We start from the raw sequence: 14,916 nt of genomic DNA on the forward strand, positions 1-14,916 counted from the left end.
GTGATTTAAAAACCGACCGCCTGGCCGTCGCGCCGCGCGTCGCTGGCCGCAATATAGCCCTGCACCTTGGGATCACCCGCGCGGCAGATGAACTGGCCGGCGCCGAAGTCCTGGTAAGAGTCGTTGATCACTTCCGTGCGGTGGCCCCGCTCGGCCAGGCCTTGCACGGTGGCCGGGTTCATCGCCCCTTCGACATTGATCTCCATGCCGGCGTTGAAACGCCAGCGCGGTGCGTCACAAGCCACTTGCGGGCCCTGGCCGTGGTCCAGCATACGCACCAGGGTTTGCATGTGGCCTTGCGGCTGCATGTTGCCGCCCATCACGCCGAAACTCATGACCGGGAGGGTTACGGAGGGCTGGAGAGGGGCCCCTTCAGGGGATCGGAACCCGGAGTGGCCCTCGGGGCCCGACGCCAAATGCTTCACACTCTCCCACTGGGCATCGGAGGGGCCGACGTCTTTGGTGAGAAAGGCCGGAATGATGGTGTGGAAGGGCCGTTTGCCCGGTGCCACTTGGTTGGCACCCGCTTGCAGGCTGAAACCATGGCCGCGGTTTTGCAGGCTGATGCCGAATTCCGGCTCGACACAACCCGAGCCAAAACCCATGTAGTTGCTCTGGATGAAGCTGACCATCATGCCGTCTTCGTCCGCCGCGGTCAGGTAAATCGTGCCGCCCTTGACCGGGTTGCCCGCGCCAAAGTCTTGTGCCTTTTTCATGTCGATGAGTTTGGCACGGGACGCGAGGTAGCTGGCGTCTAACATTTGCGCGGGGGTCACCTCCATAAACGATGGCTCGGCCACGTATTTGTAGATGTCGGCAAACGCCAGTTTCATGGCTTCGATCTGCAGGTGTTGCGAATCCACGCCGTCGACCGGCAAGCCGGCCACATCGAAGTGCTCCAGAATGCCCAGTGCGATCAAGGCGGCAATGCCCTGGCCATTGGGCGGGATCTCGTGCAAGGTGTAGCCGCGGTAGTTTTGGCCAATCGGCTGGACCCATTCGGGTTTGAAATTTTCAAAGTCCTTGACCGTGAGGCTGCCGCCGTGTTGCTTGGAGAATTTTTCAATCGCATGGGCAATGGCGCCGCCGTAATACGCCGCCCCCTTGGTCTCGGCAATCGCCCGCAAGGCCTTGGCCGCGGCCTTGAACTGGAACAACTCGCCAATCTCAGGCGCACGGCCCCAGGGCAGGAAGGACTGGGCGAAACCGGGCTGCGACTTCAGCTCCCCGGTCGCGGCCGCCCATTTTTGCTGCACCACGGTCGGGATCAAATAACCGCGCTCGGCAATTTCGATGGCCGGCGCCATCAGATCAGCAAAGGGCAACTTGCCAAACCTGTCACTCAAGGCCACCCAACTGCTGACGGCGCCGGGCACGGTCGCGGAATCCAGGCCGCGTTTGGGCGGAGTTTTGGCCTGGTCGCCGTATTTGCGCTTGAAGTAATCAGGGGTCCAGGCCTGCGGCGCTGGACCGGAGGCGTTCAGCCCATGCAAGGCCTTGCCGTCCCACAAGATGCAGAAGGCATCACTGCCCAGGCCGTTGCTGACGGGTTCGACGATGGTCATCGCGGCCGCCGCGGCAATCGCCGCATCCACCGCGTTGCCACCCTGGTGCAACATGCGCAGGCCGGCCTGCGCGCCCAGTGGATGGGAGGTGGACACCACGTTGCGCGCAAACAGCGGAAGGCGGGTGGAGGTGTAGGGGTTGGTGTAATTAAATTTCATGGGACGTTTTAAAAAAAGAAAACCCCTGGGCTCGCCCGTGTGGCCAGCCCCGGCGTCAAGGTGCGCGCACTCACTCCGCGGTGATCTTGCGCTCGGTGATGATTTTTTTCCACTTGGCGTTGTCGGCCTTGACCATGGCGGCAAAGGCCGGTGGCGTGCCGCCCGTGGGTTCGGCGCCCAGTCGGGCAAAACGTTCTTTCACGTCGCTGTCGAGCAGGGCTGCGTTGAGGGCCTGGTTGACCTTGGCGGTCAGCTCGCCGGACAGGCCCTTGGGTCCGTACACACCAAACCAGGTCACCGATTCAAAACCTGGCAATACCTCGGCCACGGCCGGCAGGCCGGGCGCCAGGGCCGTGCGTTTCAGGCTGGTCACACCCAGCGCGCGCAACTTGCCGTCGCGGACATGAGGCATGCCGGTGACCAGCGAATCAAACAAGACGTCGACCTTGCCGCTGATCAGGTCGGGCATGGCCAGCGCCGTGCCGCGGTATGGGATGTGCAAGATAAAGGTGCCGGACTCGGCCTTGAAATATTCGGTGGTCAGGTTCACGATGGTGCCGTTGCCGCTGGACGCGTAGTTCAAGCGCCCCGGGTTTTTGCGCGCGTAGGCAATGAACTCCTGCATGCTTTTGGACGGTGAGGAGTTGGGCACCAGCACCACATTGGGCGAGCTGGCCACGTAGGCGATGGGCGTGAAATCCGTCTCGACGTTGTAGGGGATTTTGGGGTTGATGGCCGGGCCTATGCTGTGTGTGCTGGAGGTGGCCAGCAGCAAGGTGTAGCCGTCCGGTGCGGCCTTGGCCGCCGCGTCAGCCCCTATGGTGCCACCGGCGCCGGGCCGGTTGTCCACCACCACGGGCTGCCCGATTTTTTCACCCAGCTTTTGCGACAGCGCCCGCGCCAGGATGTCGGTCGCCCCGCCCGCCGGAAAAGGCACGATCAAACGTATCGGCTTGTTCGGGTAGGCCTGCGCCTGGGCTGTCGAGGCAACCGGTGTTTGTGCCAGGGCTGACAGCGCTGTGAAGGCGACCGCCGCAAAAATAATGTGTTTGCGTTGCATCGCTCAAATTCTGAACCGTTTTCCCCATGCGCGGCCTAGGGCTTTGCCCCAACATCCGGCCTTGAATGGGCAAAAAAAAAGCGCCCGAAGGCGCTTTTTTTGAGACAGAGGCGAGAAGGATCAGTCCTCGACAAAAGCCTCTTCGCGTTTGCTTTTCACCGAAGGCAGCAACACGATCACCAGCAGCAGCAGACCCGCCGCCAACAAACCGGCCGACAGCGGACGCGTGACAAACACGCTCCAGTCGCCGCGGGAGAGCAGCAGCGCACGGCGCAGATTTTCTTCCATCATGGGGCCCAGGATGAAACCCAGCAGCAGGGGTGCGGGTTCGGCACCCAGCTTGACGAACAGATAACCAATGATGCCGAAGATGGCGACCATCCAGATGTCCCAGGTGTTGTTGTTGGTCGAATACACACCAATCGCACAGAACAACACAATGGCCGGGAACAGGTAGCGGTAAGGCACGGTCAGCAGCTTGATCCACATGCCGATCAGCGGCAGGTTCAGAATCACCAGCATGGCGTTGCCGATCCACATCGAGGCGATCAGGCCCCAGAACAGTTCCGGGTTGCTGGTCATGACCTGCGGGCCAGGCTGGATGTTGTGAATCGTCATGGCACCCACCATCAGCGCCATCACGGCGTTGGGAGGAATACCCAGGGTCAGCAGCGGAATGAAGGACGTCTGTGCGCCAGCGTTGTTGGCCGACTCGGGACCCGCCACGCCGCGGATGTTGCCCTGGCCGAAAGGAACTTCGCCCGGACGCATCTTGATTTTTTTCTCCAGCGCATAGGCTGCAAAAGCTGCCAGCAAGGCACCGCCGCCGGGGAGAATACCCAGTGCAGAACCCAGGAAAGTACCGCGCAGCACGGCTGGCGTCATGTCCTTGAAATCCTGCTTTGTTGGAAACAGGCCAGACACCTTGGACGTGAACACTTCGCGCTCATGTTCTGGCTGAGCCAGATTGCTGATGATCTCGCCGTAGCCGAAAACGCCCATGGCGATCACGACAAAACCGATACCGTCGGTCAGTTCAGGAACGTCAAAGCTGAAACGTGCGACACCGGAGTTCACATCGGTACCCACCAGGCCCAGCAGCAGACCCAGCACAATCATGGCCACGGCTTTGAGCAGCGAACCCGATGCCAGCACCACGGCGCCGATCAGGCCCAGGACCATCAGGGCAAAGTATTCAGCAGGGCCGAATTTGAAAGCCAGTTCGGTCAGCGGTGGTGCGAAGGCAGCCAGAATCAGCGTGCCCACACAACCGGCGAAGAACGAACCCAAGCCGGCAGCCGCCAGCGCCGGCCCCGCTCGACCTTTTCGGGCCATCTGGTAGCCGTCAATACAGGTCACCACCGAGGAAGATTCACCCGGCAGATTCACCAGAATAGCGGTCGTCGAACCGCCGTATTGCGCGCCGTAATAAATACCGGCCAGCATGATCAGTGCCGACACCGGCGGCAAGGCGTAAGTAGCAGGCAAAAGCATGGCAATCGTGGCCACCGGACCCACCCCTGGCAAAACGCCAATCAGGGTACCCAGCACACAACCGGCCAGCGCGTACAGCAGGTTGATGGGCGTGAAAGCCACGCCAAAACCTAGCGACAAATGTTCAATCAGTTCCATTATTTTTCCTTAGCCGGTGATGAAGGCAGGCCACACCGGGAATTGCAGTTTCAGCGCCCAGACGAAAGCCACGTAGCTACCGGCAGCCAGAACGGTCGCGAGGATAAAGGTGGCTTTGAATTTCCAGCCGGCTTCTGCGATGCTGGCAATAAAGGTCAGCGCGTAGATCGCGACAATCATGCCGAAGGCGGGAAATCCGAAGGCGGGCAGGCCCGCCAGCAGGATGCCGAACACGATGTTGGCGGAAATAATGCAGACCAAGGGCTTCCAGGCCCATTTGCCGATTTTGTCGCCGCCTTCGGTCTCTACCACCAGCGCCATGAAGGTCACGCCGGCACCGATGATGGCCAGCAAGATGCCCAGCATCAACGGGAAATAGCCCGGGCCCATACGGGCGCCTGAGCCAACGTTGTAGGTGCTGGCACCCCAGGCAAATGCCACGCCGACGGCGATGAACATCAGCCCGCAAAAGAAGTCTTTTTGACTCTTGATATGCACGGTTGTCTCCTGAAATAGAAATAAATGGATCGCTGGATTGTGCATGTAATTAACTGCACGCCGTATGTGGCTTTCACTTACGCGGAAAAGCGGCAAAAGTATAAGTGTGCCGCTGCGGGACTAGGGTTAACACCTACCCCCTTGAAGCCTCTCAGGCCATGGGCGGCGTCGTGGAAAGGATTTCCTCGATGGTGGTCAACCCTTCGGCCACCTTGAGCGCCCCCGCCAGCCGCAGGGGACGCATGCCGTCGGCCACCGCTTGGCGTCGCAAGGCATCAATACTGGGCTCCTTGGTGACCTTGTCCTTGAAGGCTTCGGTCACCGTCAACAGTTCATACAAACCCATGCGGCCCAAAAATCCGGTCATGCGGCAATCGACACAACCGGCCGGTTTGTAAGGCTGGTAACCGCCGTTGATCTGCCAGGGTTTGACCACTTCGGCCAGGGTTTCGCGCGAGCTGCCTTCGTCTTTTTCGCGGCACAAGGTACACAGGGTGCGCACCAGCCGCTGCGCCAACACGCCCAGCAAGGTGGCGTTGATCAGATAAGAAGGCACACCCAACTCCATCAGGCGCGACACGGCCGAGGGCGCGTCGTTGGTGTGCAGAGTGCTGAACACCAGGTGCCCGGTCAACGCGGCTTGCACCGCCATTTCGGCGGTTTGCAGGTCGCGGATTTCGCCGACCATGATGATGTCCGGGTCTTGCCGCATCAGCGCCCGCAGCCCTTCCGGAAAATCAAAATCCAGGTGCGCCTGCACCTGCGTCTGGTTGAAGGCCGGTTCGATCATTTCGATCGGGTCTTCAATTGTGCTGACGTTGACTTCTTCGGTGGCAATCCGCTTGAGCGTGGAATACAAGGTGGTGGTTTTGCCCGAACCGGTCGGTCCGGTCACCAGCACAATGCCATAAGGCCGCTTGACCAGTTGCTCCCAGCGGCCGGCGTCGTGTTGCGAAAAACCCAGCCCGTCCAAATCTTTGACCGTGGTGTCGGGGTCAAAAATCCGCATCACCATTTTTTCGCCAAAAGCCGTGGGCAGGGTCGACAGGCGCATTTCAATTTCATCCCCGCGCGGATTGCGGGTCTTGATACGACCGTCCTGCGGGCGGCGCTTTTCCACCACGTCCATACGCCCCAGCAACTTGATACGCGCTGTCATGGCGTTGTGCACCCCCATGGGCATCTGGTAAACCGGGTGCAAGACGCCATCGATGCGAAAACGGATCACGCCCTGGTCGCGCCGCGGCTCCAGGTGGATGTCGCTGGCGCGCTGGTCAAAAGCGTATTGCCATAGCCAGTCCACCACCTGCACCACGCCCTGGTCGTTGGCGTCCAGCTGTTTATTGGTTTTGCCCAGCTCCACGAGTTGCTCGAAACTGGCGGCCCCGCTGTTGCCGCCGGCTTTCATGGCGGCCTTGACGGATTTGGCCAGGGCAAAAAATTCGGCGGTGTAACGGGCAATCTCGATCGGATTGGCCACCACCAGGCGCACGCTGCGTTTGGCCTGGCGCTCGACCTCGGAAACCCAGTCGGTGACAAAAGGCTCGGCGGTCGCCACCACCACCTCGGCGGCGGTGACCTGCACTGGCAAGACCTTGTGGCGCTCGGCATACACGGCCGACATGGTGTCGGCCACCTTGCCCACATCCACCTTGAGCGGATCGATACGCAGATAAGCCAGGCCAGCCCGTCCGGCCAGCCACTTAGCAATGGTTTCAATGTCCAGCGGCTTGCCGTCGGCGACACGTGTCATGCTGACGCTGGCCAGCCGGATCAAGGGGTGCTGGGCGCTTTGCACCTGTGCGCAGCGTGCAATCGTGCGCTGTGCATCGGCGCTGGAGATCACGCCGTCTTCGCTCAGCCACTCGACCAAACGGCGCCAGTCCAGCGGACCGGCGGGGGCCGCCGGGGCAGTGGTTTCAGGGCGGTGTGGAGGGGGCATGGCGGCGCGCATGGTCGCACTGTAACTGATCACCCTGCCGGCGACCTCACCGGCCGGCTGTCAGCAGACCGGTTTGAAAAGTCGCAGCCATTTTTTGGCCGGCATGCCAAAGCGCGACTCAATCAACTCGGCCCTTTGCGCCAGTTCGGTGCGTTCGGGCCGGCTGGGTTCACGCTGCGCCGCCACGATGGTGTTGCCTTCCCGCGTTGGTTTGAAAGCCCAGACCGACTCCGGCCCAAAAGCTTCGGCGATTTTTTCCAGCGAACTCAGGTAGCTGGAGTCGCGGCCAAACAGGTTGACCGTCATGACCCCGTCTTCGCTCAACACCTCCCGGCAATCGGCATAAAAGTCCGCGCTGTCCAGCACCGGCGCGGCGGCTTCGTGGTCGTACAGGTCCACCTGCAAGGCGTCAATACGGCCGTGGTGTTCCGGCTTGCGGATTTCCTGTGCGGCATCGGCCAGGATGACCTGCAGGCGCACATCGTCCTGCGGCAGCTTGAACCACAAGCGGCAGGCGGCAATCACCTGCGGGTTCAGCTCGACCGCGGTGGTTTTCATCTTCAGCTTTTTGTAGCAAAACTTGGTCAGCGCGGCCGACCCCAGGCCTAACTGCATGGCGTGGCGTGCCGCCACCTTGGTGGGTTCGGTGAACAGCAGCCAGACCATCATGCGCTGGACGTACTCCAGCTCAATGTCAAAAGGTTTGTCCAGCAGCATGGAGCCCTGGACCCACTCGGTGCCCAGGTGCAAATAACGGATGTCGCCGTAATCGGAAAAATTGACCTCGGGCAGGTCCGCCTGGGGCAGGTTCTTGTTATGGATTTCTTTGCGGGTCATCAGCTCAGTCGATCAATCGGTGTTTTTCAAATACTTCACGCCAGGCGGCAAGTTTGCGCTCAAACGACCAGGCGGCATTGGCCGGGCTGGTAGAAGGCAATTTATAAACTGGCAAGTCCAGCAAGGGGGTATGCAGGGAATGTTTGAAGCTTTCGGCCCCGTTGTGGGCGATGGCTTCGAGGTCCGGGCACTGGCGCTGCAGTTCAGCAAAGTCATTCACCACTGGCTTACGAATACGGCTGTCCAGGCTGCCTTCACGCTCGCAGGCCGCGTACACGTCCCACACCCCCAGTTTTTTGGACAACAACCAGTCGCTACGAATTTTATAGCTATCTGCGCCCGTCCCTATTGGGCCAGAAGGCCAAATGGCTTGCAATATCTTCCAGAAATGGTTTTGCGGGTGCCCATAATACTGCTGGGCGACCAAGGAGGCCACGCCGGGGAAACTGCCCAGGATCAGCAAACGTGTATCGCGCGCGACCAGCGGCGGCAAGCCGGTCAGCACGGCAGCAGACTTTTCAGCCTGGGCAAGGCCGCCAGCGTGTTGGCCGTGGTCGCCGCCGCCAGCGCCTCCAAACTCAAGCCGCGCAACTGCGCCACCACAGCGGCAATCCGCGGCAACTCCGCCGGCTCGTTGCGGCCCTGGGTCTGACCCTGGGCGCGTTGTTCGGCGGTGGTGTACAGCCAGTGCGGCGCAATGTCGGGCGCGTCGGTCTCCAGCACCAGGGCCGTCAGCGGCAATTCGGCCGCCAGGCGCCGCAGTTGCAAGGCGCGCTCAAAAGTCACGGCACCACCAAACCCCAGCTTGAAACCCAGCTTGATGAACTCGCCGGCCTGCTGCTCACTGCCGTTGAAGGCATGGGCGATGCCGGTCCAGCTGGCGTTCGGCCCGCCAACCTCGCGTAAATGTTTGAGCAGCCGGTCCACCGAACGCCGCACATGCAGGATCACCGGCAGACCGTGTTTTTTCGCCAGCACCAGTTGGGCGCGGTAAAAATGTTCCTGGCGTTCGCGCAGCGGGCTCTGGGTGAGTTCAGGTACAAAATAATCCAGCCCGATTTCGCCGACAGCCACCAGCCGGGGATCAGCCTGGCGCAAGGCCAGTTCGGCGTCCAGCAGCGCCAGGTCGTCGTCCCGCGCCTGCGAAACATACAGCGGATGAATACCCAGGGCGTAACTGTCCCCCCAGGCGTGCGCCAGCGACCGCACGGCGGCAAAATTAAACACCCCGACCGCCGGCAACACACAGTGCCGCACGCCCGCGGCCGCCGCGCGCGTACGCATGGCCTCACGGTCGGCGGCAAACTCCCCGGCATCGAGGTGGCAATGGCTGTCTATCCAGAAGGGCATGGCCGGATGATGCCTGAAGTTCCCTGACGAGATACCCCCACCACATGCCCAAATACTATGCAGGGATGGGCCAGACGTGATACCGTTCATCGTCAGTCCCGAAAACCCACAGACACAGGTGAAACGGATGCGCAGGCCAGCCCTTTACAGCAGCTCCAGCCGCCCCCCGCAGGACCCAGCGCCTGCGCGCGACCCCGGCGCAGATGTTTCAGCACCCACAGTCCCCGCCCCCCGTTTTTCCTCTCTGACCAACCCGCGCCTGCTCTGGGCTGCCCTCCTGGTGCTGGCCGTGCTGCTGTGTCTCAGCCTGGCGCTGGCCCTGCGCCCTCAGCCGCGCAAGCTGACCCAGGAAGACATCAACGCCGCCGTCCTGAAAACACTGGCAACCGCCCAATTGCCCTCCGCCGTGGCCAAGGCCTACGAGGTGATTCGCCCCTCGGTCGTGCGTGTCACGAGTTACCGCAAAAGCAAGGACGGCAAGGAAGATGTCGAGGTGGGTGTCGGCACCGGCGTGGTCATTGTTGACAAAGGCATCATCCTGACCAACCTGCATGTGGTCCAGGGCGCCCAAAGCATCAAGGTGGTGTTCGCGGACGGGCTGCAGTCCAGCGCCAGCATCGCCGGCCTGCAGCCGGAAAATGACCTCGCGGTCTTGCAAGCCCACACCATTCCCGACGACATGATTGCCGCCACCATGCGCTCCACCGGCGACCTGGCGCCCGGCGACCATGTGCTGGCCGTGGGTTACCCCTTTGGCATCGGCCCCTCGGCCTCGGCCGGTGTGGTGTCCGGCCTGAACCGCACCTTCCGCTCGCCCGAAGGCAAGCAGGAAATGAGCAACCTGATCCAGTTTGACGCCGCCGCCAACCCGGGCAATTCCGGCGGCCCGCTGGTGACCATGGATGGCGAGGTCGTCGGCATCGTCACCGCCATCCTCAACCCCAACCAGCAGCGCAGTTTTGTCGGTATTGCTTTTGCCGTGCCGATTGAAAACGCCGCCTCCGCCATCGGCCTGACCCCTTTCTGAAGGACCTCCCATGCACACACCAAGCTCCACGCAAGACGCCAGCACCGCACAACTGATGGAGCAAATCCTCTACGAGGTCAAACGTGTGGTCGTCGGCCAAGATCGCTTTCTGGAGCGCGTGATGGTCGCCATCCTGGCGCAAGGCCATTTGCTGGTCGAAGGGGTGCCCGGCCTGGCCAAAACCCTGACCGTCAAGACCCTGGCCAGCACGGTGCGCGGCCGCTTCAAACGTATCCAGTTCACCCCCGACCTGGTGCCGGCCGACCTGGTCGGCACCCGTATTTACAACCAGAAAACCGGCGACTTCAGCACCTCGCTGGGTCCGGTGTTCACCAACTTGCTGCTGGCCGACGAGATCAACCGCGCGCCGGCCAAGGTGCAAAGCGCGCTGCTGGAAGTGATGCAGGAGCGGCAGGTCACAATCGCCGGTGAAACCCATCACGTGCCCGAGCCCTTTCTCGTCATGGCCACCCAGAACCCGATTGAAACCGAAGGCACTTACCCGCTGCCCGAAGCCCAGGTGGACCGCTTCATGATGAAGGTGCTGGTGGACTACCCCAGCGACGAGGAAGAGTTTGTGATCGTCCAGCGTGTCACCGGCCCGGCCGTGACCGTCTCCAGCGTGGCGACCACCGAACAGCTGGCGGAGTTGCAACGTGAATGCCGCCGCGTGTATGTGGACCCCTCGCTGATCCAGTACGCGGTGCGCCTGGTGTCGGCCACCCGTACGCCTGAGAAACACGGCCTGAACGAGCTGGCTCGCTTCATCACCTTCGGCGCCAGCCCGCGCGCCACCATCGCCTTGACCGAAGGCGCACGGGCGCTGGCCATGTTGCGCGGCCGCACCTATGCCTTGCCGGAAGACATGAGCGACCTGGTGCCCGATGTGTTGCGGCACCGGCTGGTCTTGTCTTACGAGGCCTTGTCCGAAGGTTTGAACTCGGACACCGTCATCGCCAAAATCATGGCCAAAGTGCCGGCACCGGCCCGGCCGCTTGAACATGAAAAACTCGCAGCTTGAAATGGAGCCCCCACGCTCGCTCACTGCGTGTAGCTCTCTGCCCCCCGCGGGGGCCGCTGCGCCTGCGGTCCGGCGAAGCGGGACCCGCGGCCCTTGCTGGAACAAGACAAGCCCCCCAACTCCGATCGTTCTGAACTTGGTCTGTCATGAAAAACTGGCTACGTAAATCTGTTCACGCTGAGTCTGTCGAAGCCGCCAGCCGCGCTTCGGCAGCGGCGGCGCGTACGGACGCTGGCGGCGGCGCCGAACAAGTCTTGCGCCGCCTCGAATGGACGGTGCTGCGCCGGCTCGACGGCCTGCTGCAGGGCGACTACCGCACGCTGATGCGTGGCACCGGCATGGACCTGGCCGACTTGCGTGAATACCAGCACCACGACGATGTGCGTCACATCGACTGGAACGTGACCGCGCGTTTGCAGTCGCCGCATGTGCGGGTGTTCACCGAAGACCGTGAAATGGCCAGCTGGTTTTTGCTGGACCTCAGCCCCTCGGTCGACTTTGGTTCGGGCCAGCAGCGCAAAAGCCAGGTGTCGGCCGAATTTGTCGCGCTGCTGGCACGTGTGTTGACGCGCCATGGCAACCGTGTCGGCGCCATGCTTTACGGCGCCGGAGTGGACACCGTGTTGCCCGCACGCGGCGGCCGCCAGCATGTGTTGCACCTGCTGCACACCATGATGGCGCGCCCCGAAACCACCACCGCCATGACCACCCGCCTGGATGACTTGCTGCGCGCGGCGGCCAACCTGATCCGCCGGCGCTCGACCGTGTTTGTGGTGTCGGACTTCATCAGCGAGCCCGGCTGGGAAAAAACACTGGGCCAGTTGGCACAACACCACGAGGTGGTGGCGGTGCGCCTGCTCGATCCGCTGGAGCTGGCGCTGCCCGACATCGGGCTGATCCCGATCCGCGATGCAGAAACCGGCGAGCAGTTGCTGGTGGACACCCACGATGCAGGCTTTCGCCATCGCTTTGCACGGATTGCCGCCCAGCGTGAAGCGGAGCTGCGCCAAGCCCTGGTGCGCGCTGGCGTCGACACCCTGGAGCTGGCCACCGACGGCGACCTGGTCGATGCCGTCATGCGTTTTACCGACATGCGCAAACGGCGCGGCCAGGCATCTAGCGCGGCCAGCAAAGGCCGGTCCCAACTGCCCGAACATCTCAAGGCCGCCGCCTGAACCCGGCGCCAGGGAGAACCCCCAATGAACGCCCCCGTGACCTTCCTCTGGCCCCAGTTTTTGTGGCTGCTGCTGGCCCTGCCCCTGCTGGTGGGACTTTATGTCTGGCTGTTGCGGCGCAAAAAGAAAATCGCGCTGCGTTATGCCAGCCTGTCCATCGTGCGCGAAGCCATGGGCGTCGGGCAAAGTATCCGGCGCCATATTCCGCCGCTGCTGTTTTTGCTGGCCATGGCCGCCATGCTGCTGGCCGCGTCGCGGCCTTTTGCCGTGGTCGCCTTGCCGTCGCAGCAGGAAACCATCATGCTGGCCATGGATGTGTCGGGCAGCATGCGCGCCACCGATGTGCAGCCCAACCGCCTGGTCGCCTCGCAGAACGCCGCCAAGGCCTTTCTGGCCGAGTTGCCGCGCGGCGTGCGTGTCGGCATCGTTGCATTTGCCGGCACGGCCTCGGTGGTGCAAGCCCCCACCCTGAATCGGGAAGACCTGGTGGCCGCCATCGACCGCTTCCAGCTGCAGCGCGCCACCGCCATCGGCAATGCCATTGTGGTGTCGCTGGCCGAGTTGTTTCCGAATGCCGGCATTGACCTGGCATCGTTGACCTATGGCCGCAACCGCAGCAACGGCATCGCCATCGACCAGGCGCCCCAGGACGCCAAAAAAGAATTCACGCCAGTGGCCCCCGGCTCCTACACCTCGGCCGCCATCATCCTGCTGACCGATGGCCAGCGCACCACCGGCGTTGATTCACTGGAAGCCGCCAAAATGGCCGCCGACCGCGGGGTACGCATCTACACCGTGGGCATAGGTACGGTGGACGGTGAAACCATTGGTTTTGAAGGCTGGTCCATGCGCGTCAAGCTCGACGAGGAAACCCTCAAGGCCATCGCCAACAAAACGCAGGGCGACTACTTTTACGCAGGCACGGCGAGCGACCTGAAAAAAGTCTACGAAACCCTGAGCTCGCGCCTGACCATAGAAAAAAAAGAAACCGAGATCTCCGCGCTGCTGGCTTTGGCGGCCGCGGTGCTGGCCTTGTTGTCGGCCGGTTTGTCGATGTTGTGGTTCAACCGGATTCTTTGAGACTGCCGACTGGCGTGCAGGAAACCGGCATCACGTTGCGCTTCGGGTCTGTGATTGACAGTAGAACGGACTCCCCACTCCCACCCCTAACCCCTCCCTCGCCCCGCTGGGCGATGGAGGGGGACTTCATTTGGCCTTGTGTGCTGCAAACACGTGCATGAATGACGGCCTCTTGGGATTGCTTAGTTCCCGCACCCGAATCCACCCCCTTCTGCCTGCGCCGAGGAGCACAGGGAAAAGCGGATCAGGGCTCGCGATTGTCTGAGCCGAAGGCGAGTTCGAGCGAGACCCCGCTTTTGCCGAACACCGCAGCTTGCCCCGTAGCGCAGCGTAGGGGTCGCAGACAGTGGGGTTGCCTTTTCTTTGCTTACTTTCTTTTGGCGAAGCAAAAGAAAGTGAGTAGCTGCTGGGCTACTCCCGGCTTGCAGGCATAAAACAATCGGTCGAGGCAAAGAAGACCTCAAAGAGGTCCTCCAAACGGCATGGGTAAAGAGGAAAGCTAGCTATAAATTCAATAGCTACTTGCGCCCACCGATATTGGACTAGAGGCCGAAAAATCTCGCGGATTCAAGTACAAAGTGCAACAAAAGGCAGTGTAATGGGCTGCATCGTCAAGCCGTAAAAGACCTCGTGCGGCGTGCGGTAGCCCAGGCACTTACGAGGCCGGTGATTGAGCCGGTACACCGCGTCATCGACCTGATGCTGGCTCACCTTGAGAAAGCTGGTCTTCTTGGGGAAGTACTGGCGCAGCAAGCCATTGTGGTTCTCGTTGAGCCCACGCTCCCAGGAGCAGTACGGGTGGGCAAAGTACACCTTGGCGCTCAGACATTGGGCAATGAAGGCGTGCTCTGCAAACTCTTTGCCGTTGTCAAATGTCAACGTGTAGCAGCGCCTGCGGTGGGGCCGCAGCAGCGCGATCACGGCTTGTGTCACCCCCGCGCTATGGCGCGAATTCAACTGACAGGCCAGCGTGTAGCGCGACTTGCGCTCGACCAGCGTGAGCAGCACGCCTTGGTGATGCTTGCCAATGATGGTGTCCCCCTCCCAGTCGCCAAGACGGCTGCGCTGATCAACCACCGCGGGGCGCTGCTCAATGCCGGTGCGATGGGCCAGCACGCCTCGGCGCTCCTGGCCGCTGGCGTAGCGTTTGCGCCTGACTTTCTGGCAGCGCAGGTAACTCACCAAATCTCCGCCCTGGCCTTTGTCTCGGTAGGCCCGCTGGTAAATGGCCTCCGTGCTGATGCAGATGGCCTTCTCCAGCCTGAGTCGGCCACTGACCTGCTGGGGTGAGAGCTGCAGACGCAGCAAAGCCTCGACATGAGCCCACTGGGCGGCGCTGAAGTGCCGGGCGTTGCGCCGCTCACCCTGGCGTTCCAGGGCTCTATCGTGCGCCTGCGCAGGCTTGTAGCCTGTGGCTGCGCTGTTGCGCTGGAGCTCGCGGCTGATCGTTGAGCGGTTGCGACCCTGTTCTGCCGCTATGCAGCCCAGGCTGACGCTTTGGCGCTTGAGCGCGTGAATTTGGTATCGTTCTTCTCGGGTCAAGTGTTTGTAGTTCATGGTGCTTCGTTGA

At 61.9% G+C, this 14,916-nt stretch carries 13 protein-coding genes; 4 read left to right on the plus strand and 9 right to left on the minus strand.

What is annotated here, in order from left to right; translation table 11 throughout:
* Positions 1-5: 5 nt before the first annotated feature.
* The 8 genes from R6254_RS06950 to R6254_RS06985 all read right to left on the minus strand — a co-directional run bounded on the left by R6254_RS06950 (position 6) and on the right by R6254_RS06985 (position 9,043).
* On the minus strand, positions 6-1,724 hold the full coding sequence (locus tag R6254_RS06950) for a gamma-glutamyltransferase family protein (RefSeq protein WP_318405489.1): 1,719 nt from the start codon (positions 1,722-1,724) through the stop codon (positions 6-8).
* A 70-nt stretch (positions 1,725-1,794) separates the two neighbouring features.
* Positions 1,795-2,784: a Bug family tripartite tricarboxylate transporter substrate binding protein gene (locus R6254_RS06955; RefSeq protein ID WP_318405491.1), complete on the minus strand. Its 990-nt coding sequence runs from the start codon at positions 2,782-2,784 to the stop codon at positions 1,795-1,797.
* A 120-nt stretch (positions 2,785-2,904) separates the two neighbouring features.
* The gene (locus R6254_RS06960) at positions 2,905-4,416 is read right to left on the minus strand and encodes a tripartite tricarboxylate transporter permease (RefSeq protein ID WP_318405493.1); all 1,512 of its coding nucleotides are present in this window, start codon (positions 4,414-4,416) and stop codon (positions 2,905-2,907) included.
* 9 nt (positions 4,417-4,425) lie between these two features.
* Positions 4,426-4,914: a tripartite tricarboxylate transporter TctB family protein gene (locus R6254_RS06965; protein WP_318405495.1), complete on the minus strand. Its 489-nt coding sequence runs from the start codon at positions 4,912-4,914 to the stop codon at positions 4,426-4,428.
* Positions 4,915-5,065: 151 nt separating this feature from the next.
* Positions 5,066-6,868, minus strand: a complete 1,803-nt coding sequence (gene tfpB / locus R6254_RS06970; RefSeq protein WP_318405496.1) for a type IV pilus assembly ATPase TfpB — start codon at positions 6,866-6,868, stop codon at positions 5,066-5,068.
* 48 nt (positions 6,869-6,916) lie between these two features.
* Complete coding sequence (locus R6254_RS06975; RefSeq protein WP_318405498.1) at positions 6,917-7,693, minus strand: spermine/spermidine synthase domain-containing protein; 777 nt, start codon at positions 7,691-7,693, stop codon at positions 6,917-6,919.
* A gap of 4 nt (positions 7,694-7,697) precedes the next feature.
* Positions 7,698-8,198, minus strand: a complete 501-nt coding sequence (locus tag R6254_RS06980) for a DNA-deoxyinosine glycosylase (RefSeq protein ID WP_318405500.1) — start codon at positions 8,196-8,198, stop codon at positions 7,698-7,700.
* Positions 8,192-9,043 carry a TatD family hydrolase gene (locus R6254_RS06985; protein ID WP_318405501.1) on the minus strand — a complete coding sequence of 284 codons (852 nt, stop codon included), beginning with the start codon at positions 9,041-9,043 and terminating at the stop codon, positions 8,192-8,194. The genes R6254_RS06980 and R6254_RS06985 overlap by 7 nt, the downstream gene beginning before the upstream one ends.
* Before the next feature lie 127 nt (positions 9,044-9,170).
* Here R6254_RS06985 and R6254_RS06990 point away from each other — a divergent pair, with 127 nt between their 5' ends.
* The 4 genes from R6254_RS06990 to R6254_RS07005 all read left to right on the plus strand — a co-directional run bounded on the left by R6254_RS06990 (position 9,171) and on the right by R6254_RS07005 (position 13,346).
* A complete protein-coding gene (locus R6254_RS06990) occupies positions 9,171-10,070 on the plus strand; it encodes a S1C family serine protease (RefSeq protein ID WP_318405503.1) in 900 nt (299 codons plus the stop codon).
* A gap of 10 nt (positions 10,071-10,080) precedes the next feature.
* Positions 10,081-11,091, plus strand: a complete 1,011-nt coding sequence (locus R6254_RS06995) for an AAA family ATPase (protein ID WP_318405504.1) — start codon at positions 10,081-10,083, stop codon at positions 11,089-11,091.
* A gap of 146 nt (positions 11,092-11,237) precedes the next feature.
* Positions 11,238-12,266 carry a DUF58 domain-containing protein gene (locus R6254_RS07000; protein WP_318405505.1) on the plus strand — a complete coding sequence of 343 codons (1,029 nt, stop codon included), beginning with the start codon at positions 11,238-11,240 and terminating at the stop codon, positions 12,264-12,266.
* A gap of 36 nt (positions 12,267-12,302) precedes the next feature.
* Positions 12,303-13,346: a VWA domain-containing protein gene (locus R6254_RS07005; protein ID WP_318406074.1), complete on the plus strand. Its 1,044-nt coding sequence runs from the start codon at positions 12,303-12,305 to the stop codon at positions 13,344-13,346.
* A gap of 567 nt (positions 13,347-13,913) precedes the next feature.
* Here the strand turns inward: R6254_RS07005 and R6254_RS07010 are convergent.
* Positions 13,914-14,903, minus strand: a complete 990-nt coding sequence (locus R6254_RS07010) for an IS30 family transposase (RefSeq protein ID WP_318405506.1) — start codon at positions 14,901-14,903, stop codon at positions 13,914-13,916.
* Positions 14,904-14,916 lie beyond the last annotated feature (13 nt).

The sequence above is a fragment of the Polaromonas potterensis genome (assembly GCF_033446725.1).
GTDB lineage: Bacteria > Pseudomonadota > Gammaproteobacteria > Burkholderiales > Burkholderiaceae_C > Polaromonas.